Consider the following 20,062-nt stretch of genomic DNA (forward strand, 5'->3'; position numbering starts at 1 on the left):
TAATCCAGCCCCAAAAGAATAGGAGACCACTATGATTGTACGTGATTTCAACGAACTGAAGAACACCGATAAAGCCGTGGCCAATGAGCGCTGGACCTCGGTCCGCATGCTGCTGGCCGATGACAAGATGAACTTCTCGTTCCATATCACCACGCTGGAAGCGGGCTCGGAGCATGAGTTCCACTACAAGCACCACTTCGAGAGCGTCTATTGCATGTCCGGCACGGGGCGCATCATCGAACTGGATAACGACAATAAGACCCATGAGATCAAGCCGGGCGTGATGTATGCGCTCAACCTGCATGACCGTCACCGCCTGATTGCCGATGAGGGCGCGGATCTGGTGATGGCCTGCTGCTTCAACCCGCCGGTGACCGGCAAGGAAGTGCACCGCGAGGACGGCTCTTACGCGCCTGCGGACGAGCTGGAGAAGGCGTAAGCCAGCATGGGCAGTACTCCGCAATATCCCGCTCATACCGTCGAAAAGATCGGTGGCACCTCGATGAGCCGCGTGCGCGAGCTGCGTGACACGCTGTTCATCGGGGATCGCGAAGGGGCCGCGCTATATGGCCGTGTCTTCGTGGTCTCGGCTTTCGGCGGCATCACCAACCTGCTTCTTGAGCATAAGAAGACCGGCGAGCGCGGCGTCTATGCGCGTTTTGCCGATGCCGATAATGATCATGGCTGGCTGGAAGCGCTGGATGTTGTGGCGCAGGCCATGGGGGAGGCGCATCGCAAGGTGCTGGACCATCCCGCCGATCTGGCGCAGGCCGATAGTTTCGTGCGTGACCGGATTGATGGCGCGCGTAACTGCCTGATCGATCTCGGAAGGCTGTGTTCTTACGGGCATTTCCGTTTGTCGGATCATATGCTGGCGATGCGCGAGATGCTCTCGGGGCTGGGCGAAGCGCATTCGGCCTATGTCACCACGCTGATGCTGCAACGCGCAGGCGTGGCGGCGCGGTTTGTCGACCTGTCGGGCTGGCGCGAAGAGGGCGATCCCGATCTTGAGGGCCGCCTGAAGGCGGGGCTTGAGGGCGTGGATCTGAGTTCCGAGATGCCGATTGTCACGGGTTATGCGCAATGCCGCGAAGGGCTGATGGCCGAATTCGACCGTGGCTATTCCGAGGTGACCTTCTCGCGGCTGGCGGCCTTAACGGGCGCGCGCGAGGCGATCATCCATAAGGAATTCCATCTGTCTTCGGCGGATCCGAACCTTGTGGGGCAAGACGCCGTGCGCAAGCTGGGCCATACCAATTATGACGTGGCCGATCAGCTGTCGAATATGGGGATGGAGGCGATCCATCCCAAGGCAGCCAAGGCGCTGCGTCAGGCCGAGGTGCCGTTGCGCGTGACCAACGCCTTCGAGCCCGATGATCCGGGTACGCTGATCGACGACAAGCCGGCGGATACGCCTGCGGTCGAGATCATCACTGGCCTCGATATTCTGGCGCTTGAGCTCTTCGAGCAGGATATGGTGGGGGTGAAGGGCTATGATGCGGCGATCCTCGAGGTGCTGACGCGCCATGATGTGCGCATCATCTCCAAGGCGTCGAATGCTAATACGATCACCCATTATGTCGATTGCTCGTTGAAGGTGGCGCGGCAGGTGGAGCAGGATCTGAACCGGATCTACCCCTCGGCCAAGGTCTCGGCGCGACCCTTGGCGATGGCCTCGATCATCGGGCGCGATCTGAACGGGCTATCGACCCTGACGCGCGGGCTGCAGGCGATTGCGGCGGCGGGCCATGAGGCATTGGGGGCGACGCAGGGTCCACGCAATGTGGATGTGCAATTCGTGCTGGAGCGCCCGAGCCTGAAGCCGGTGATTGCCGCGCTGCATGGCGAGTTTATCGCGCCCTGCGAGTTGCAGTTGAAAGCGGCCTGAGTTTGAGTTTGTGAATGCGGGAAAGGGGTGCTCTTCGGCGTGCCCCTTTTTCTGTTGGGGGGACGGTTTTACCGCGGCCATCGAGGCCCCGGCAAAACCGGTCGGGGGCCTTGCCCCCTCCTTAGCGGCCCGAGGTGAGGGAGAGGAACACGTCTTCCAGATCGGCCTCGGTGGTTTTGACATCGGCAATGTCGATATGGGCGGCGCGCACGGCATCAAGGATGGCATTGGCCGAGGTTTTATGGCGGTTGTAGTCGAAGGCCAGCAGCCCGTCTTCGCGGCGGGTCAACTGCACGCCTTGGGGCAGGGTGATGTCGGGGGCGTCGCCCATTGGGGTGATCAGCATGGTTTTGGCGTCCATCTGTGCCAGAAGCGCCTCGGTCCTGTCGCGTATGATCAGATCACCATGATTGATGATGGCGATTTCGTCGCACATCTCCTGCGCCTCTTCCAGATAATGGGTCGTCAGGATGATCGTCATGCCTTGTTCGTTCAGCTTGCGGACATTGCGCCACAGCATGCTGCGCAGTTCGATATCCACCCCCGCTGTCGGTTCGTCCAGCACCAGAATCCGCGGGCGATGGACCAATGCCTTGGCCAAGAGCAGACGGCGTTTCATCCCGCCCGAAAGGCTGCGGGCATAGGTTTCCGCTTTATCCGACAGTCCCACCAGTTCGAGGATCTCGTCGGTCCAGCGCTCGGCTTTGGGTACACCATAAAGCCCTGCCTGCAGTTCCAGCAGATCGCGCGGTTTGAAGAAGGGGTCCATGTTGATTTCCTGCGGCATCACGCCGATGGCCGCCCGCGATTGGCGGGGATTCTCATCCTGATCGAAGCCCCAGATTTTCACTTGACCTGCGCTTTTACGCACAAGCCCTGCGAGGATATTGATCGTGGTCGATTTGCCCGCGCCATTGGGCCCGAGCAGTCCGAAGATCGAGCCTTCGGGAATATCAAGGTCCAGCCCTTTCAGCGCCTCTTTCGGGGGCGCATGGCGCGTGCCTGCGTAAGTTTTCCGTAAACCTTTGATCTCGATTGCCGATCCTGCCACTTGCCGGTCCTTTTCGCATTGCTGTATCATGGGCCCGAACCCGGGCGCTTGCTGCCTGTCCCTAATATAGTGGAGCCACCGATGACCGCCACCACCCAGACTGCCGCTACCCCGACCCCTTCTGTGCCGGAAGCCCCTGAAACCGAAATCGTGACGACGTGGAAAGTGTGCTGTGATGGCGGCGTGGGGGCTTTGGGGCATCCGCGTGTCTGGCTGGCCATTCCGCCCGAAACCGGCTTTGTCGAATGCGGATATTGCGACAAGAAATATGTGATCGACCGCGCGCATGCCAAGACGGGGCACTGATCCTGCGGGTTGATTCAATTTGAACCAATGCCCGCATCGCGATTAGGCCCCTGTTAAGCTATTCTTCCTACCGTTGCGTCACGTTTCGGAGGGAAGGATCGTGCTGGACAAGGGCCTGACTGCACTTATTCGCGATAGCTACGCAAAGGCGCTTTTGCGCAGGCCCTGCCTTTTGCAGGATTTCTACCTTTATCTTCTGACCCGCCATCCGGAGATGGAGCCGCTTTTCCCCAGATCTATCGCGCGTCAGGCCGATAAGTTTGCGGGGGCGTTGCAGCTTTTGCTGTCTTATGAAAACGCGCCCGAAGACTTGTCACGGGCATTGCGCCAGTTGGGGCGTGACCATCGCGGGCACGGGGTGCGGGCCGAACATTATCCCGCCGTGATAGAGGCCCTTGTGGCGACTCTGGCGATCCAGTTGGGGCGCGACTGGACAGAGGCCTATGAAACAGCCTGGCGTCGCTTTCTGGAGTTTGTCAGTCGCGAGATGCTGGCCGGTGCATCGGATGAAGCCGCCTGAGAGTTGCAAAATCGGGATTTCAGCCCGATCGCAGCGCAGAGGCGGGCTGCCATATTGCTGCGCGACGTATTCAGCAATGTGAGTACCGGACCGGTTCCGGATCTGCACTTCGCGCCCATCAGGACATCTGCCGGCGCCCTGTCCGGCCCTATCCGTGGGGGGCTGCCGGTATAGGTGCCCTGATCGGCGAACAGGATCTGTGCGGTCTGCTGGTCTCACGGGCCACATCGGCTGGCTCATGTCACTGGCGTTGCGCCCATGTGCCTGTAGAAGGTCTTGTAATGAAACAGGGTCTTGTAATGGATCCGGCCGCGCAGATCCCTATGCGCCGCGTCCTGAACCACGGTCACTTCACCAATCCCCTTTCTCTCCGATAGAGGCGCATCCCGTAGGGTAACTGGTCGTGTCCTAGCAGAGTTCGCAGGGGTATCTCCCTTCGGGCAAGGTTGTCGGTAACCCGGTCAGATGTCGGGCGGCTTGCTTGTCCGAGGGGGAAAAGAAAGTCCCGGTAGAACTGGAAGAAACCGGCGGATCATGGCAGAACGTCTCGAAATACAGGTATGTAAAAGCTGACCGGAGGGAAGCATATGGCGGAAGGTTTTGGCAAAGGGTGCCACCTGCATCTGATCGACGGATCGGCGTTTATCTTCCGCGCCTATCATGCGCTGCCGCCACTGACGCGCAAATCCGACGGGTTGCCGATCGGGGCGGTGTCGGGCTTTTGCAATATGCTGTTCAAATATGTCGAAGAGGCCAAGGGCGCGGATGCGCCGACCCATGTGGCGGTGATCTTCGACAAGGGCAGCCATACCTTCCGCAATGACCTCTATGACCAGTATAAGGCCAATCGCGAGGCCATGCCCGAGGATCTGCGCCCGCAGATCCCGCTGACTCGTACGGCCACCGAGGCGTTCAATATCGCCTGTAAGGAACTGGCGGGCTATGAGGCAGATGACATCATCGCCACCCTTGCCCGTCAGGCGCGCGAAGCAGGCGGTCGGGTGACGATCCTCAGCTCCGATAAGGACCTGATGCAGCTTGTCGGCGGCGGGGTCGAGATGCTGGACCCGATGAAGAACGTCCAGATCGGCCCCGAAGAGGTCGAGAAGAAATTCGGCGTGACCCCCGATAAGGTGATCGACGTGCAGGCGCTTGCGGGCGATTCGGTCGATAATATTCCGGGCGCTCCGGGGATCGGCATCAAGACGGCCGCGCTTCTGATCAATGAATATGGCGATCTGGAGACGCTGCTGGAACGGGCGGGTGAAATCAAACAGCCCAAGCGCCGCCAGACCCTGATCGACAATGCCGACCAGATCCGCCTGTCGAAACAGCTTGTGACGCTGGACCCCGAGACCCCCATCGATTTCACGCTGGACGACCTCGAGGTCCGCGACCCCGAGCCGGAAACCCTGATGAAATTCCTCAACGAGATGGAATTCCGCACGCTCACCCGCCGCGTCGCCGAGAAATCCGGCACCACGCCGCCACCCGCGCTAGAGCCCGTGGCGAAAGCCACGGGCGGGGCCGCCGAGGCGGGGGGGAGCGCAGTGACCCTCCCCGAGGCGGCCCCCTTCACCCCCGAGAATTACGTCCATATCAAGGATGCCGCGACGCTTGCCAAATGGCTCGATAAAGCCCGCGCGCGTGGCTGGCTGGCCATCGATACCGAGACCACCTCGCTTGACGAGATGCAGGCCGATCTGGTTGGCGTTTCGCTGGCGATTGAACCCAATGAGGCCGCCTATCTGCCGCTGGGCCATACCGAGGGTGGCGATGACCTCTTCGGTGGCGCGCAGCTTGTGCCCGAACAGATGGGCCTGCAAGAGGCGCTTGCGCTCTTGAAACCCGTGCTGGAAGACCCCTCGATCCTCAAGATCGGGCAGAACATGAAGTATGACTTCAAGATCCTCGCCCGCCACGGTATCCGCATGGCGCCGATCGAGGATACGATGCTTCTGTCCTATTCGCTCCACGCCGGTCTGCATGGCCACGGGATGGACACGCTTTCGGACCGCTATCTCAACCACCAACCCATTCCGATCAAGGATCTGATCGGCTCGGGGAAATCGCAGATCACCTTCGACAAGGTGCCGCTTGAGAAGGCCGTGGCCTATGCCGCCGAAGATGCCGATATCACCCTGCGCCTGTGGCAGCTGTTCAAACCGCAGCTTCACGCGCAAAAGGCCACCACGATCTATGAAACCGAAGAACGCCCGCTCGTGCCGGTTCTGGCCGATATGGAAATGGCGGGGGTGAAGGTCGATGCCTCGGTGCTGGCGCGTATGTCCAATGTCTTCGCCCAGAAGATGGCGCAGCTTGAAGACGAGATCACCGAGATCGCAGGCCAGAAATTCAACGTAGGCTCGCCGAAACAGCTGGGCGAGATCCTCTTTGACGTGATGGGCGTCGAGGGCGGCAAGAAGGGCAAGACCGGTGCCTATTCGACCGGCGCCGATGTGCTCGAAGACATCACCACGATGGAAGACCGCAATCCCGCAGCCGCCAAGCTGGCCTCGGCGGTGCTCGACTGGCGCGGGATTTCCAAGCTGAAATCCACCTATACGGATGCGCTGCAGACCCATGTGAACCCCGAGACGGGTCGCGTGCATACGTCCTATTCCATTGCGGGGGCGAATACGGGGCGTCTGGCCTCGACCGACCCGAACCTGCAGAATATCCCCGTCCGCTCGGATGAGGGTCGCCGCATCCGCGAGGCCTTTGTCGCCCCCGAGGGCCGCCGGATCGTCAGCCTTGACTACAGCCAGATCGAGCTGCGGATTCTGGCTCATGTCGCGCAGATCGACGCGCTGAAACAGGCCTTCCGCGAGGGCGTGGATATTCACGCGATGACCGCCTCCGAGATGTTCAACACCCCCGTCGAGGGCATGGACCCGATGATCCGCCGTCAGGCCAAGGCGATCAACTTCGGCGTCATCTATGGCATCTCTGGCTTCGGTCTTGCGCGCAACCTGCGCATCCCCCGCGCCGAGGCGCAGGGCTTTATCGACCGCTACTTCGAGCGTTTCCCCGGCATCCGCCAATATATGGAGGACACCACGGCCTTCGCCAAAGAGCACGCCTATGTCGAAACGCTCTTCGGTCGCCGGATCAACACCCCCGAAATCAATGCCAAAGGGCCGGGGGCGGGCTTTGCCAAACGCGCCGCGATCAACGCGCCCATTCAGGGGGCGGCTGCCGATATCATCCGTCGCGCGATGGTGCGTATGCCCGAGGCGATCAAGGGTATTGACGCGACCATGCTCCTGCAGGTCCATGACGAACTGATCTTCGAGGTGGCCGAGGCTGATGTGGACCGGCTGATCGCCACCGCCCGCGAGATCATGGAAGGCGCCGCCGAGCCTGCGGTGAAGCTTGATGTGCCGCTGATTGTCGATGCGGGGCAGGGGCTTTCCTGGGCCGAGGCGCATTGATCACGCGACCGTGATATACGGGCTGGCTGTGCAGCCGCCAGCCCCGCGCTAGGGTGGTCCCAAAGGGAGGCCACCCATGCCGCATGATCACCACCATCACCACCACCATCATCTGGACCCCGCGAGCGGCGACCGTGCCGTGGTCTGGGCGGTGGCGATCAATATGGCGTTGACGGTTGCGCAGGTCGTGGGCGGAGCGCTGGCAGGCTCGATGGCGCTGGTGGCCGACGGGGTGCATAACTTCTCGGATGCGGCGGCGTTGATCCTTGCCTTTGGCGCGCGCAGGCTGGCGCGGCGGGGCCATGATGCGCGCATGACTTTCGGCTGGTCCCGCGCCGAGGTGCTGGCCGCTTTCACCAATTATATCGCACTGATCCTGATCTCGATCTGGCTGCTGGCCGAGGCGGTGGGGCGCATGATCGACCCGCCCGAGGTCGAGGGCTGGACCGTGCTGATTCTCGCAGGGCTGGCGCTGATCGTTGATCTGGGCACCGCTGCGCTGACCTTCAAGCTCTCGAAAGACAGCCTGAATATCCGCGCGGCCTTCCTGCATAATCTGGCGGATGCGGGGGCCTCGGTTGCGGTGATCATCGGCGGTGCGGTGATCCTGATCTGGGACTGGCGGCTGGTGGACCCGATCCTGACGGTGCTGATCTCGGTCTTCATTCTGTGGCATATTTTCGCGGATCTGAAACCCGTCACCAGCATCCTGATGCTGGGCGCGCCCGCCGCGCGTGATAGCGCCGAGATCAAGGAGGCCTTGGGCCAGATCGAGGGCGTGACGGGGGTCCATCATGTGCATCTGTGGCAGATCGATGAAAAGCGTACCTCTTGCGAGGCGCATATCGTGCTGGCCGAAGGGGTGGAATATGCGCCCGTTATCGCGCGGGCCAAGGCGATGCTGGTCGAACGGTTCGGCTTGGCCCATGTGACGCTTGAACCCGAAAGCGCGGCTTTGGGCTGTGCGGATGCCCGCCCCGATCCCCACCCTGCCTGAGTGCTATTCGCGCCACGCCTCTTTGATCCACGGCGTAGGCTTCATGAAGTGGCGCAGATAGCGGAAGGCCGAGCCCTCGTTCTCGGGGCGGTTGGGGAAATTGGCAAGATGGTCGCGCAGGGTAAACCCCTCGCGCCCCTGCCAGCCGCCCTCAATGGCGGTCTGCGGGTAGACCCCGCCCGGAAAGATCACCACGCGGGCATCGGGATGTTTGCGCGCGGGCATCACCCAGTTCAGCGGGAAGACCGGCAGGCATTGATAACGGAAATGCTGCACCCAGTTCTTCGGGAAAAGGTCGATGCCGCCCGGCGCATTACGGGTCACAAAGCGCTGCTCATAGACATATTCCTCGGCCACACCCAAAGGATCGGCACAGAATGTCTCTTGCAGGGGCAGGAGCTTGCCCACCGGAAAGCGGAAGCAGGAGGTCTGGCCCAGCCGCTCGAAGGGTTTGGCGGGGTTGCGCGACAGCACCACGCCATCAGGGTCGCCATAGGTGAAGAGATCATCCAGCGATCCGGTGATCACCAGATCCAGATCCAGAAACAGCACATTGCCCGTCAGGCTGCCCAGCTTCGGCCCCCAAAGGCGCGCCTTGGGCCAGATCCCCTTGCGGGTCTTCGGGATTTCAACCGGAATCTCGGGCAGGGGCTCGGTTTTCACCTCGGGGCGGATGCCTTCGGGGTTGTCGCAAAAGCAGGTGAAGGTGAAGGGCGGCGTGATATTGCGCGCGACCATAGCGTAAAGGCGATTGATGAAGGGCGGGCCATATTTGGTGCCCCAGTTGATGCAGATCACCTGCTTGATCATGGCAATTCAGCCTTTCGCCTTGCGGGGTCGCCCCCGTGTCTTCTTGGGGGCGGGCTCCTCGGAGGGAGTGTCCCCTATGATGCGCCTCAGCCATGCAAGCCCGCCTTCGGTGGTCTCGCGCGGCGTATAGTTGGCGCAGACATAGCCGGAATAACCGCCCGCGTCGAGATGGGCGCAAAGCCCCGCCAGATCAAGGGACTCGCCCGCAGGTTCGTGCCCATCGGCCCCTGCCAGCCAGAGATGGCCAAGTTGCGGCAGGTAGGGTGTGACCCATGCAATCGGGTCTTCGCCGGAAGCAAGGGGGCTGCGCAGATCAGCGGCCAGGCACAGGTTTTTGCCGCCGACTTCCGCAAGCACATGGGCACAGCTTGCCAGATCGGGCAGCAGGCTGCCCGCCCCCTCTGGGGTGATCATGAAACGCGCTTTCGGATGGGCTTTGCAGGCGGCCTTGAGATTGCCGATCAGGGTGCCGATCTGCGCCTCGGGCCCCGCCAGCAGTGTCAGGAAACCGGATTTCAGCACGTCGGCCACCCGCAGGGCCCGCTTGAGATCGCGCAGGAAGCGGTCTTCTTGGCCCGCGACCCCCGCATAGCCCGGCAGGCCGCCGGTATAGTTGGGTGGCGGAGCGTCCAGCCCGGTCCAGAACAGGTCGTTCATCACCAGCTGATAGCGCAGATCGGGGGCCGCTGCATCATAGGGGCTGCGCATCTCGACCGCATCGAAACCGGCAGATTTCGCGGCAGAGAACCGGGTCATGAGCGGACGGTCAGAGAAGAGATGATCCAGATCGGCTGCAAATTTCGGCATTCAAAGCTCCGCCATGGGGATGATGGGGAAGAATCGGCCTTCCGACCACAACCCCAGCCAGTCCTCTTCACCATGTTTCCCGCTTTGGGCGAGGTCAACCAGCCTGTAGAAGGTTTTCCTGTCGATCAGCGCCTCCAGACCGCGCCGGATATGCACATAGGGGGAGGGCTCTCCCTGCGCGTCGAGAGTGACGCGGATCGGATGGTCGGCATTGGCGGTGACCGTATCGCCGACATTGGTGGTAAAGCGGATCTGCTGCGTCTCGCCGGTGCCGGTCACGTCGGCATCGACGGCCAGAAAGGGGGCATCGACCACGCGGATGCCCACTTTCTCGACCGGAGTGACCAGAAAATACGCGTCGCCTTCGCGCTTGAGGATCGAGGCGAAAAGCCTGACCAGAGCCTCGCGCCCGATCGGGGTGCCAAGGTAGAACCATGTCCCGTCACGCCGGATTTCTATATCCAGATCGCCGCAGAAGGGCGGGTTCCAGAGATGCACGGGCGGCGGGCCTTTCTGCGTGGCCTGACGGGCCGCTGCTGCCAGCCCGTCGGCGGTGGGGGCCTTCACGGGCTTGTGTGTCTGTGTCATGCGGGCCTTTGAATTAGCTATTTGGTTTTGAGGCGTAATCTGGTTTTCTATATGTAATACTTTTCGCGGAGCATTGTCATGACCGAGCCTACCGATCTTGTCGCTGAAATTGAAACCCTTGGCGCAAAGCTGATGGCGGCAAGGGAATCGATCAATAAGCGTTTCATCGGGCAGGAGCGCGTGGTGGAACTGGTTCTGGCGGCGATGCTGTCGGGCGGGCATGCGCTTTTGATGGGGCTGCCGGGGCTGGGCAAGACCATGCTGGTGGATACGCTGTCCACCGTGATGGGGCTCAAATCGAGCCGCATCCAGTTTACGCCTGACCTCATGCCCGCCGATATTCTGGGCTCGGAGGTGCTGGAGACCGCCCCCGACGGGGCGCGGGCGTTCCGTTTCCTCGAAGGGCCGGTGTTCTGCCAGCTTCTGATGGCCGACGAGATCAACCGCGCCAGCCCCCGCACCCAGTCGGCGCTGTTGCAGGCGATGCAGGAGCAGGAGGTCTCGATTGCCGGAAAAAGCCGTCCGCTGGGCCGCCCCTTCCATGTGCTGGCCACCCAGAACCCGATTGACCAAGAAGGCACCTATCCGCTGCCCGAGGCACAGCTTGACCGTTTTCTGGTGCAGGTGAATGTGGTCTATCCCGACCGTGAAACCGAGCGTGCGATCCTGCTGGCCACGACGGGGGCCGAACTGGGCGAGGCGCATGAGGTGTTCACCCCCGACGAGCTGCTGCGCGCGCAAAATCTGGTGCGGCAGATGCCGGTGGGGGCTTCGGTTGTCGAGATGATCCTTGATCTGGTGCGCGCCTGCCGCCCCAACGAGCCCGATGCCTCGGCGCTGGTGCAGGACAGACTGTCCTGGGGGCCCGGTCCGCGGGCCGCACAGGCCTTGATGCTGACGGTGCGGGCGCGGGCGCTGATGCAGGGACGTCTGGCCCCTTCGGTCGAGGATGTTCTGGCCTTGGCCGAGCCCATTCTTGTGCACCGCATGGCGCTGAGTTTCTCGGCGCGGGCGCGTGGTGACGACCTGACGCAGATCATTGCCGATGTGGCGCAGGAGGTGGCGTCCAGAGCCGCGAAAGAGGTTGCGGCGTGAACGCCTCCAAAGCTCCGATGACAAAAGCGCCCGTTTCGCAGGCTCCCGTGCTGGGCTTGCGGCGCGAGGCCGACCAGCAGGCGGCGACATTGCCGCCCCTGCTTCTGGCGGCGGAACAGCTTGCGCGCACGGTGCAGATGGGCTTTCACGGCAAGCGCCGTGCGGGAACGGGCGAGGAATTCTGGCAATACCGCCCTGTCCATAGCGGCGACGAGGCACGGTTTATCGACTGGCGGCGGTCGGGCCGTTCGGACAGCCAGTTCGTGCGGGAGCGCGAATGGCAACTGGCGCAGACGCTGCATCTATGGGTGGATGATGCCGCGTCGATGCAGTTCACAGGGGCCGGGACCGGCCGCAATGCCCGACCGGAAAAAGGCGCGCGGGCGCGGCTTCTGGCGCTGGCGCTGGCAGTTCTGTCGGTCCGCTCGGGCGAGCGGGTGGGGCTGACGGGGGCCTTGGTGACCCCCAAGCCGGGGCGCGGGCAGATCATGACGCTGGCGCAGATGATGGCGCAGGCCGGTGCGGTGGATGATTACGGCGTGCCCGAGACCTCTGCCGTGCGGGCGCAATCGAAGGTGGTTTTCCTGTCGGATTTTCTGGGCGATCCGCAACGTATGGCCGAAAGCCTGCGGCGCCTTTCGGAGCGCGGCGTGACGGGGGTAATGCTGCAGGTGCTGGACCCTGTCGAGGAGGATTTCCCCTTTGATGGCCGCACGATTTTTGAATCGATGGCGGGGAGCCTGCGCCACGAGACCCGTAAGGCCGGTGATCTGCGTGCGCGCTACCGCTTGCGTCTGGCCGAGCGGCGCGACAGGCTGGCCCGGATGGCACGGGCCGCGGGCTGGCAGTTTGGAACCCATCATACCGGCGAGACGGCGCAATCGGCGCTTCTTTGGCTGCATGCCGCGCTGGAAAGGGGGCGCTGATGTGGGGTCTTGGACCCGTCGGGTTTACCGCCCCCTGGCTTTTGCTGGGGCTGGTGGCCCTGCCGGTGCTGTATCTTGTGCTGCGCGCCACGCCGCCCGCGCCAGTGCGCCGCCGGTTTCCCGGTGTGGCACTGCTTCTGGGGCTGTCCGATCAGGAAGTGCAGGCTGCGCGCACGCCGTGGTGGCTGATGGCGCTCAGGATGCTGGCGGTTGCTGCCGCGATTGTCGGTTTTGCGGGGCCGGTGCTGCATCCCGCGATGTCGGTGCAGGGAGCATCGGGGCCGCTGGTCATTCTGACCGATGGCAGCTGGGCCTCGGCGCGCGACTGGAGCCGCCGTCAGGACCGGATCTCGCAGGCTCTGGCGCAGGCGCAGGCCGACGGGCGGCCCGTGGCGCTGATTTCGCTGAGTGACCCGCCGCCCGAGCCGCCACCATTCCTGAGCGCCGAGACCGTGGCGCAGGGGCTGGCGGGCGTGCAGCCTATGGCATGGGAGCCGCAGGATATCGAACCGGCGAAGATCCTGCCGAAGGGAAAATTCGAGACGCTCTGGATTTCGGACGGGCTGGACCGCGCCGGACGCGCGGCATTGGTGCAGGCCTTGCAGGTGCGCGGGCCGCTGACCGTCTGGCAGTCTCAGGCGCCGGTGATCGCGCTTGGGCCTGCGCGGATCAGGGACAGTGGCGTCGAGGTTCCGGTCAGGTCGCAAGCCCCGCTGACCGCGACCATCGAGGTCGCGGCCATCGGGCTCGACCCTAACGGGATCGAGCGGGAACTGGCCCGTGTGCCGGTCACGATGGCGGGGGCAGCAGGCGTGGCGCTCTTTGATCTGCCGCCCGAGCTGCGCAATCGTGTGAGCCGTTTTGCCGTGGTGGGCCTCCGTTCCGCAGGGGCGGTGAGCCTGACCGATGATGCGGTCAAACGGCGCAAGGTGGCGCTGGTGTCGGGCACCAATTCGCGCGAGGGGCTGGAGCTGCTGGACCCCGCCCATTATCTGCGTGAGGCTCTCAAGCCCACCGCCGATCTGATCGAGGGCACTCTGGACGATGTGCTGGTGGCCAATCCCGATGTGATCATTCTGGCCGATATGGCCGAGATTTCCGCTCCTGACCGTTTGGCCGAATGGGTCGAGGAGGGCGGGCTTCTGGTGCGCTTTGCGGGGCCGCATATGGCCGCGGCCGATCTGAGCGGCGACCCCCTTCTGCCGGTGCATCTGCGGGCGGGCGGGCGCTCGATCGGGGGGACGATGAGCTGGGGACAGCCACGCCAGCTTGCGCCGTTTCCCGCCGGTTCGCCCTTCGAGGGGCTGACGGTGCCGTCCGATGTGACCGTGAAGGCGCAGGTGATGGCCGATCCGGCACCGGATCTGGCTTCACGCACCATTGCCGCGCTGGCTGACGGGACGCCTTTGGTGACCCGTTCCAGACTGGGGGACGGGCAGCTTGTGCTGTTCCATGTGGCGGCGGATGCCGAATGGTCTACCCTTCCGCTTTCCGGACTTTTCCCGCAAATGCTTGAACGTCTTGCTATTTCCAGCCGTCCTGCGCAGCCCGATCCGGGCGAGCTGGCGGGCACGACATGGGTGCCGCAAAAGCTGATTGACGGGTTCGGGCGGCTTTCGACCGCCGAAAACGCCAGCGGTGTCGCAGGCGAGACGCTGGCCGCAGGGCCGGCAGGGCCGGATCTGAAGCCGGGGCTTTATACCGCCGATGACCGCGCTGTGGCCCTGAATGCCGTGGCACCGGACCGGCGGCTGGCACCCGCCATATGGTCTGCGGATATCCCCGTCGAGGGGGCGCAGACGCAGGTTGCGCGGCCGCTGAAGGGCGCGTTGCTCGGGCTGGCCCTGCTGGCGCTTGTGGTGGATATTCTGGCCTCGCTTCTGCTGTCGGGGCGGCTGCGCGGGCCGCGGGCCACGCATCTGGCCGGAGCGGCGGTTGTGGCGCTGGCTTGCGGGCTGGCGGGGCAGCAGGTCCGCGCGCAAGACCAGATGCCGATTGACCGTGCGATTGCTGCCGCGTCCAATGTGGTGCTGGCGCATGTGGTGACCGGCGATGCCGAGGTGGACCGCATCGCGCAGGCGGGGCTTCAGGGGCTGTCGGACACGCTTTATGCCCGCACCACCGTCGAACCCTCGACACCGATGGCGCTGAATCTGGAAACCGATGATCTGGCGCTTTTCACCTTTATCTACTGGCCCGTGACAGCGGACCAGCCCGCGCCCAGCCCCAAAGCCTATGCCAAGCTCAACCGCTTTCTGCGGGGGGGCGGCATGATACTGTTCGATACCCGCGATGCCGATACCGCCGGTATGGGCGAATCCCCCGAGGGGCAGCGGCTCAAGGCTCTGGCGGCGCCGCTCGATATTCCGCCGCTGACACAGATTCCGCCCGATCATGTGCTGACACGGACCTTCTATCTGCTGGCCAGCTTTCCCGGGCGCTATGACGGGCCGGTCTGGGTCGAGGCGGCGGATGGCAAGGCCGCACAGGCCGAGGGGATGCCGTTCCGTGATCTCAATGACGGGGTGACGCCCGTGGTAATTGGTGGCAATGACTGGGCGGGGGCCTGGGCCGTGGATGCGCGCGGCAACCCGCTGCTGCCGGTCGGGCGCGGCATGGGCGGGGACCAGCAGCGCGAGATGGCGCGCCGGTTCGGGGTCAATCTTATTATGCATGTGCTGACCGGCAATTATAAATCCGATCAGGTGCATGTGCCCGCACTTCTGGAAAGGCTTGGTCAGTAATGAACACCCTCTCGGTGATCTGGGCACCCCTGGTGCCGTGGGAGAGTCTGGTGCTGGCGGGCGTGATCTGCGGGTTGGCCGTGGGGGTCGCGCTCTGGCGGGGGCTGCGCGGCTGGGCCTTGCGGGGCATGGCGCTTGCGGTGCTGCTTCTTGCGCTGGCCCAACCGTCGATCCAGACGGAAGAGGGCAAAAGCCTTTCGGATATCGTGTTCCTGCTGGACGACCGCTCGGCCAGCCAGAACCTGTCGGATCGTAGCGCACAGACCGACAAGGCGGTGGCCAGCCTGACCCGCCAGATCGAGGCGCGGCCCAATACGGAGTTGCGCCGGATCACGGTGGGCGATGCGCCCGAGAATGCGGGCACGCTGCTGGGCTCGGCTATGGCCGAGGCGCTGGCCGCCGAGCCGCGTGCACGGGTGGCGGGCGCGCTGATGGTGACCGACGGGCAGGCGCATGACGCGGGGCTGATGCCGGATCTGCCCGCGCCGCTTCAGGTGCTGCTGACGGGCCATAAGGCGGATTGGGACCGCCGTCTGGTGATCCAGTCCGCGCCGAGCTTCGGGATTATCGGAGAACCCGTCTCGATCCGGCTGAAGGTCGAGGATATGGGGCAGGTGCCTGACAAGGCGCCCAAAACGGCCGAGCTGAAGATTGCCATCGATGGGGCCGCCGCGCAAAGCTATCAGGTGAATGTGGGCGAGGATCTGGAGCTGCCGCTGGTGCTGGACCACGGCGGGCAGAATGTGGTGCAGTTCTCGCTGACGCCGGTCGCGGGCGAGCTGACCGACCGCAATAACGATGCGGTGGTGCAGATGAACGGAGTGCGCGACAGGTTGCGCGTGCTGCTGGTGTCGGGCGAGCCGCATGCGGGCGAGCGCACATGGCGGAACCTGCTGAAATCGGACGCTGCGGTGGATCTGGTGCATTTCACCATTCTGCGCCCGCCGGAAAAGCAGGACGGGGTGCCGGTGTCGGAACTGTCGCTGATCGCCTTTCCGACCCGCGAGCTGTTCGTTGACAAGATCCATGACTTCGATCTGATCATCTTTGACCGCTATGCCGCGCGGGGCATCCTGCCGCAAAGCTATTTTGCCAATATCGCGCAATATGTGCGCGATGGCGGCGCGGTTCTGGTATCGGCGGGGCCGGAATTCGCCACTGTCGAAAGCCTCTGGCAGACGCCGCTCAAGGACATTCTGCCGGCACGGCCTACGGGGCGGGTATTCTCGCAGAGCTATCTGCCGCGCCCGACCAGGCTGGGGATGCGCCATCCGGTGACGGCGGGGCTGGCAGGGATGCCGCCGGTCGATCCCGCGAAGGATGGCGGGACCAAGCATTGGGGCCATTGGCTGCGCCAGATCGAACTGGGCGATGTGCGCGGCGAGACCGTGCTGACGGGCGCGCAGGATGCGCCGCTTCTGGTCATGAGCCGCGAAGGCAAGGGGCGGGTGGCGCTTCTGGCATCCGATCAGGCATGGCTGTGGGATCGCGGCTATGACGGGGGCGGGCCGCAGCTGGAATTGCTCAAACGTATCGCCCATTGGGAGATGAAAGAGCCCGAGCTGGAGGAAGAGGCGCTGTATGCCGAGGTCCAGCCCGGCGCGATGGGCTTTACCATTGTCCGTCGCAGCATGGCCGAGAAAACCGGCCCTGTCACCATTACCAGGCCCGATGGCACGACCGCGCAGGTGGATCTGAAAGAAACCGCACCGGGGCGGTTTACCGCGCAATGGGCCGCGTCCGAGGCGGGGCTGTACCGGCTGAAACAGGGCGATATGGACCGCGTTGTGGCGCTGGGTCCGGCCAGTCCGCGCGAATATGAGCAGACCATTGCCTCGGGCGCGCCACTGGCGCAGGCGGTGGCGGGCTCTGGCGGGGCTGTGACGCGGCTGGAAGAGGGGATCCCGCAGATTCGCAGCGTGCGCGAGGGCCGGCCCTCGGCCGGGCAGGGCTGGATCGGGATCACGCCGCGCGGGGCGTCCGAAGTGGCCGATATCCGTGTGATGCCGGTTCTCCCCGCTTGGGCATGGCTGGTGCTGGCGGCACTTTTGACAGTGGGGGCATGGCTTTACGAAGGGCGGGGACGCCGTCGCCAGACAGGATAGATCCGGCTTGCGGCAGATGCGGATTTAAAGCGAAAACATGATCTCGGTCAAAGTGCTCACCATTTGGTGATATTAAATGGTCGCAATTACTGACGATGATCCATCCCGGGATGAGCCATGTTCACACTCTCTAACCTCTTCAAAGCGGCCCTCGGTCTGGTGGGCGCTGTGCTGTTTTTTCTTGTCGGAAGCTGGGCGGCGCAGGCGCTTTATACTGTGGGCGGCAATGATGCACAGACAGCGGGCATGACCGATGCGCCCGGTGGTCTGATTGGCGGCGACAGTGCGGCGGCACCGGCCGAGGATGTGGTCGAGGTCGTCATGGGCGAGGGGGATGCCGCCGCCGGTGCCAAGGTCTTCAATAAATGCAAGGCCTGCCACAAGGTTGACGGCACGAATGCTGTGGGGCCGCATCTGGATGGCGTGGTCGGGCGCCAGATCGCCAGTGTCGATGGCTTCGCCTATTCCGAGGCGCTGAAGGGGCATGGCGGCACATGGGATTACGAGGCGCTGGATGCATGGCTGACCAATCCCAAAGATTTCGCTCCGGGCAACAAGATGACCTTTGCCGGTCTGAAAAAGGCCAAAGACCGCGCCAATGTGGTCGCCTATATCGAAAGCCTGCAATAACCGCGGCCTTCACGCCAAGCAGAGACCGTTCCAAGAGCCGCCCTCGGGGGTGGCTCTTTTTGCATCACCGCTTCACAATCCTGCGCATCCTCATCAAAAATCGTGCCTTCACAGGTGTTTCACACAGAAGCAACTTGATAGGCGGCCTTTCGCAGTTTTACCTATACGGGGTCCAGCCTGTGTGAAAGGAACGGTAATGCATGACATGACAAAGGCGCCTGTAGAGGCGGTTCCGCAAGAGCGCGGAGCGCGGCGATATATGATGCCTTTTGCTATGATTGCCGTTTTGGGATGCACAAGCCCCCTGCTTGCCGGACCGGCGGCGGCGCAAGAGGTTGCGGGCGAGGTGGGGGCCGCGCAGGTCGGTGGTCAGACCGTGGTGAAAGCCTATGGGATCTCGACCCTGAATGATCTGAAATATCCCGCAGATTTCCAGCATCTCGACTATGTGAACCCCGAGGCTCCGAAAGGGGGGGAGATGTCGGAATGGACGGTCGGGGCCTTCGATAATTTCAACCCCTACTCGGTGCAGGGCCGCGCTGCGGCCTTGGCTTCGGTGCCGCAGGAAAGCATTCTGACCGGCACCTCCGATACGGTGGGGCAGAGCTATTGCCTGATGTGCACGACACTTGAATATCCCGTGTCCAAGGACTGGGTGATCTTCCATTTGCGCGAGGGCATCACTTTCTCGGACGGGACGCCGATGACGGCGCAGGATGTGCTGTTTTCCTTCGAGCAGCTGCGCGATTATGGTCTGTCGAGCTTCCGTCAGCTTGTGGCGCAGCAGGTGGCCTCTGCCGAGGTGCTGGATGACCATACGATCAAATATACCTTCACCAAGGATGCGCCGCGCCGCGATGTGATCCAGATGGTGGGGGGGCTGCCCGTCTTTGAGCAAAAGCAGTTCGAGCGCCTCAATCTGACGCTGGACAAGACCTTCCCCGAGGCGCTGGTCGGCACCGGCCCCTATATGTATGACAGCGATAAGAACAACCGCTCGATCACATGGAAGCGCAATCCCGATTACTGGGGCAAGGACCTGCCGATCAATCGCGGGCGGAACAATTTCGACAAGCTGCGCATCGAGTATTTCGGTGATTACAACGCCGCTTTCGAGGCGTTCAAGGTGGGGATCTATAGGTTCCGCAACGAGGCGTCGTCCAATAGTTGGGCGACAGGCTATACCTTTCCTGCTGTGAAAAGCGGGGCGGTGGTCAAGGCCGAACTGCCCGACGGGAATGTGGCCTCGGGGCAGGCTTTCGTGTTGAACATGCGCCGCCCCATGTTTCAGGACCCGAAGGTGCGCGAGGCCGTTGGGTTGGCGTTCAACTTCGAATGGTCCAATAAGACGCTGTTTCACGGGCTTTACGAGCGGGTGAATTCGATCTGGGAGAATTCGCCGCTGGAGGCCACTGGCAAGCCCAGCCCCGAAGAGTTGAAAATCCTCGAGCCGCTGAAGGCCGATCTGCCCGAAGGGGTGCTGACGGAGGATGCGGTGATGGCCCCCGTATCGGGTGAACGTGCGCTGGATCGCAAGAACCTGCGTCAGGCGGCGAAGCTTCTGGAGGAGGCGGGCTGGACCGTGGGCAGCGACGGTTTGCGCCGCAAGGATGGCAAGGTGCTGCATATCGACATTCTCAATGACAGCCAGTCGATGGACCGTGTCATCAACCCCTATGTCGAGAACCTCAAACAGCTTGGTATCGAGGCGGTCAACGAACGTGTCGATGACGCGCAATATCAAAGCCGCGAACGCAGCCATGATTTCGATATGGTGATCAGCCATTTCGGGCAGGATCTGCTACCGGGGTCCGATCTGCAGCAATATTTCGGGTCGCAATCCGTGGGGGATGTCTTCAACGCGATGGGTCTGGCCAATCCGGCGGTCGACAAGCTGATCACGCTGGTCGAGCAGGCCACGACGGAAGACGAGCTGACGACCCGTGTCCATGCGCTGGACCGTGTGCTGCGGGCGATCCGCTTCTGGGTGCCGCAATGGTACAAGAACACCTATACGGTCGCGTATTATGACATCTTCGATCACCCCCAGACCCTTCCCCCCTATTCGCTGGGCGAGATGGATTTCTGGTGGTATGACGCCGCAAAAGCAGAAAAACTGAAGGCCTCCGGCGCGCTGTAAGCGCGCAGGGGCTCGGGCAGA

16 protein-coding genes are annotated in these 20,062 nt (G+C 63.0%); 12 read left to right on the forward strand and 4 right to left on the reverse strand.

Going from position 1 to position 20,062, the window contains the following annotated elements; translation table 11 throughout:
• Positions 1 to 31 precede the first annotated feature (31 nt).
• Both RPE78_RS07870 and RPE78_RS07875 read left to right on the forward strand, forming a co-directional pair.
• Positions 32 to 439 carry an ectoine synthase gene (locus RPE78_RS07870; RefSeq protein ID WP_339108953.1) on the forward strand — a complete coding sequence of 136 codons (408 nt, stop codon included), beginning with the start codon at positions 32 to 34 and terminating at the stop codon, positions 437 to 439.
• Positions 440 to 445: 6 nt separating this feature from the next.
• Positions 446 to 1,888 carry an aspartate kinase gene (locus tag RPE78_RS07875; protein WP_406720237.1) on the forward strand — a complete coding sequence of 481 codons (1,443 nt, stop codon included), beginning with the start codon at positions 446 to 448 and terminating at the stop codon, positions 1,886 to 1,888.
• Between the two features lie 121 nt (positions 1,889 to 2,009).
• On the opposite strand, the gene RPE78_RS07880 is transcribed toward RPE78_RS07875, so the two are convergent.
• Entirely contained in the window at positions 2,010 to 2,939 is a 930-nt protein-coding gene (locus RPE78_RS07880; protein WP_339108955.1) for an ABC transporter ATP-binding protein, read from the reverse strand.
• A gap of 81 nt (positions 2,940 to 3,020) precedes the next feature.
• On the opposite strand from RPE78_RS07880, the gene RPE78_RS07885 reads away from it, so the two are divergent.
• The 4 genes from RPE78_RS07885 (at position 3,021) to RPE78_RS07900 (ending at position 8,196) form a co-directional block, all read left to right on the forward strand.
• Entirely contained in the window at positions 3,021 to 3,245 is a 225-nt protein-coding gene (locus RPE78_RS07885) for a zinc-finger domain-containing protein (RefSeq protein WP_339108956.1), read from the forward strand.
• 100 nt (positions 3,246 to 3,345) lie between these two features.
• Positions 3,346 to 3,765, forward strand: coding sequence for a globin domain-containing protein (locus RPE78_RS07890; protein WP_339108957.1), 420 nt, complete (start codon positions 3,346 to 3,348; stop codon positions 3,763 to 3,765).
• A 587-nt stretch (positions 3,766 to 4,352) separates the two neighbouring features.
• Positions 4,353 to 7,199, forward strand: a complete 2,847-nt coding sequence (polA, locus tag RPE78_RS07895; protein ID WP_406720238.1) for a DNA polymerase I — start codon at positions 4,353 to 4,355, stop codon at positions 7,197 to 7,199.
• 76 nt (positions 7,200 to 7,275) lie between these two features.
• Complete coding sequence (locus tag RPE78_RS07900) at positions 7,276 to 8,196, forward strand: cation diffusion facilitator family transporter (RefSeq protein WP_406720239.1); 921 nt, start codon at positions 7,276 to 7,278, stop codon at positions 8,194 to 8,196.
• A gap of 3 nt (positions 8,197 to 8,199) precedes the next feature.
• Here the strand turns inward: RPE78_RS07900 and RPE78_RS07905 are convergent, their stop codons facing one another.
• Genes RPE78_RS07905 through RPE78_RS07915 form a run of 3 tightly spaced genes read right to left on the reverse strand, consistent with a single transcriptional unit; the run spans position 8,200 to position 10,401 of the window.
• Positions 8,200 to 9,006, reverse strand: a complete 807-nt coding sequence (locus RPE78_RS07905) for a glycosyl transferase (protein ID WP_339108960.1) — start codon at positions 9,004 to 9,006, stop codon at positions 8,200 to 8,202.
• 6 nt (positions 9,007 to 9,012) lie between these two features.
• Entirely contained in the window at positions 9,013 to 9,813 is an 801-nt protein-coding gene (locus tag RPE78_RS07910; RefSeq protein ID WP_406720240.1) for a TIM barrel protein, read from the reverse strand.
• Complete coding sequence (locus RPE78_RS07915; RefSeq protein WP_406720241.1) at positions 9,814 to 10,401, reverse strand: DUF1285 domain-containing protein; 588 nt, start codon at positions 10,399 to 10,401, stop codon at positions 9,814 to 9,816.
• 78 nt (positions 10,402 to 10,479) lie between these two features.
• Here RPE78_RS07915 and RPE78_RS07920 point away from each other — a divergent pair, with 78 nt between their 5' ends.
• From RPE78_RS07920 to RPE78_RS07945, 6 genes are all read left to right on the forward strand, one after another.
• Complete coding sequence (locus RPE78_RS07920; protein WP_406720242.1) at positions 10,480 to 11,496, forward strand: AAA family ATPase; 1,017 nt, start codon at positions 10,480 to 10,482, stop codon at positions 11,494 to 11,496.
• Positions 11,497 to 11,513: 17 nt separating this feature from the next.
• Positions 11,514 to 12,422 (forward strand): DUF58 domain-containing protein, encoded by a 909-nt coding sequence (locus RPE78_RS07925; RefSeq protein WP_406721633.1) that lies wholly within the window; start codon positions 11,514 to 11,516, stop codon positions 12,420 to 12,422.
• Positions 12,422 to 15,166 carry a DUF4159 domain-containing protein gene (locus tag RPE78_RS07930; protein ID WP_406720243.1) on the forward strand — a complete coding sequence of 915 codons (2,745 nt, stop codon included), beginning with the start codon at positions 12,422 to 12,424 and terminating at the stop codon, positions 15,164 to 15,166. The genes RPE78_RS07925 and RPE78_RS07930 overlap by 1 nt, the downstream gene beginning before the upstream one ends.
• Entirely contained in the window at positions 15,166 to 17,271 is a 2,106-nt protein-coding gene (locus tag RPE78_RS07935) for a hypothetical protein (protein ID WP_406720244.1), read from the forward strand. The genes RPE78_RS07930 and RPE78_RS07935 overlap by 1 nt, the downstream gene beginning before the upstream one ends.
• 117 nt (positions 17,272 to 17,388) lie before the next feature.
• A complete protein-coding gene (locus RPE78_RS07940; protein ID WP_406720245.1) occupies positions 17,389 to 17,901 on the forward strand; it encodes a c-type cytochrome in 513 nt (170 codons plus the stop codon).
• 259 nt (positions 17,902 to 18,160) lie between these two features.
• Positions 18,161 to 20,041 (forward strand): extracellular solute-binding protein, encoded by a 1,881-nt coding sequence (locus RPE78_RS07945; protein WP_339108967.1) that lies wholly within the window; start codon positions 18,161 to 18,163, stop codon positions 20,039 to 20,041.
• Positions 20,042 to 20,062: the final 21 nt, after the last annotated feature.

Origin of the sequence: Thioclava litoralis (assembly GCF_045278885.1) — a bacterium.
Lineage (GTDB): Bacteria > Pseudomonadota > Alphaproteobacteria > Rhodobacterales > Rhodobacteraceae > Thioclava > Thioclava litoralis.

Bases quoted from the DNA above. Each gene is read 5' to 3' on its own strand.
- RPE78_RS07870 (WP_339108953.1), top strand. From the start codon at position 32: ATGATTGTACGTGATTTCAACGAACTGAAGAACACCGATAAAGCCGTG.
- RPE78_RS07875 (WP_406720237.1), top strand. From the start codon at position 446: ATGGGCAGTACTCCGCAATATCCCGCTCATACCGTCGAAAAGATCGGT.
- RPE78_RS07885 (WP_339108956.1), top strand. From the start codon at position 3,021: ATGACCGCCACCACCCAGACTGCCGCTACCCCGACCCCTTCTGTGCCG.
- polA (WP_406720238.1), top strand. From the start codon at position 4,353: ATGGCGGAAGGTTTTGGCAAAGGGTGCCACCTGCATCTGATCGACGGA.
- RPE78_RS07900 (WP_406720239.1), top strand. From the start codon at position 7,276: ATGCCGCATGATCACCACCATCACCACCACCATCATCTGGACCCCGCG.
- RPE78_RS07905 (WP_339108960.1), bottom strand. From the start codon at position 9,006: ATGATCAAGCAGGTGATCTGCATCAACTGGGGCACCAAATATGGCCCG.
- RPE78_RS07910 (WP_406720240.1), bottom strand. From the start codon at position 9,813: ATGCCGAAATTTGCAGCCGATCTGGATCATCTCTTCTCTGACCGTCCG.
- RPE78_RS07915 (WP_406720241.1), bottom strand. From the start codon at position 10,401: ATGACACAGACACACAAGCCCGTGAAGGCCCCCACCGCCGACGGGCTG.
- RPE78_RS07920 (WP_406720242.1), top strand. From the start codon at position 10,480: ATGACCGAGCCTACCGATCTTGTCGCTGAAATTGAAACCCTTGGCGCA.
- RPE78_RS07925 (WP_406721633.1), top strand. From the start codon at position 11,514: ATGACAAAAGCGCCCGTTTCGCAGGCTCCCGTGCTGGGCTTGCGGCGC.
- RPE78_RS07930 (WP_406720243.1), top strand. From the start codon at position 12,422: ATGTGGGGTCTTGGACCCGTCGGGTTTACCGCCCCCTGGCTTTTGCTG.
- RPE78_RS07935 (WP_406720244.1), top strand. From the start codon at position 15,166: ATGAACACCCTCTCGGTGATCTGGGCACCCCTGGTGCCGTGGGAGAGT.
- RPE78_RS07940 (WP_406720245.1), top strand. From the start codon at position 17,389: ATGTTCACACTCTCTAACCTCTTCAAAGCGGCCCTCGGTCTGGTGGGC.
- RPE78_RS07945 (WP_339108967.1), top strand. From the start codon at position 18,161: ATGATGCCTTTTGCTATGATTGCCGTTTTGGGATGCACAAGCCCCCTG.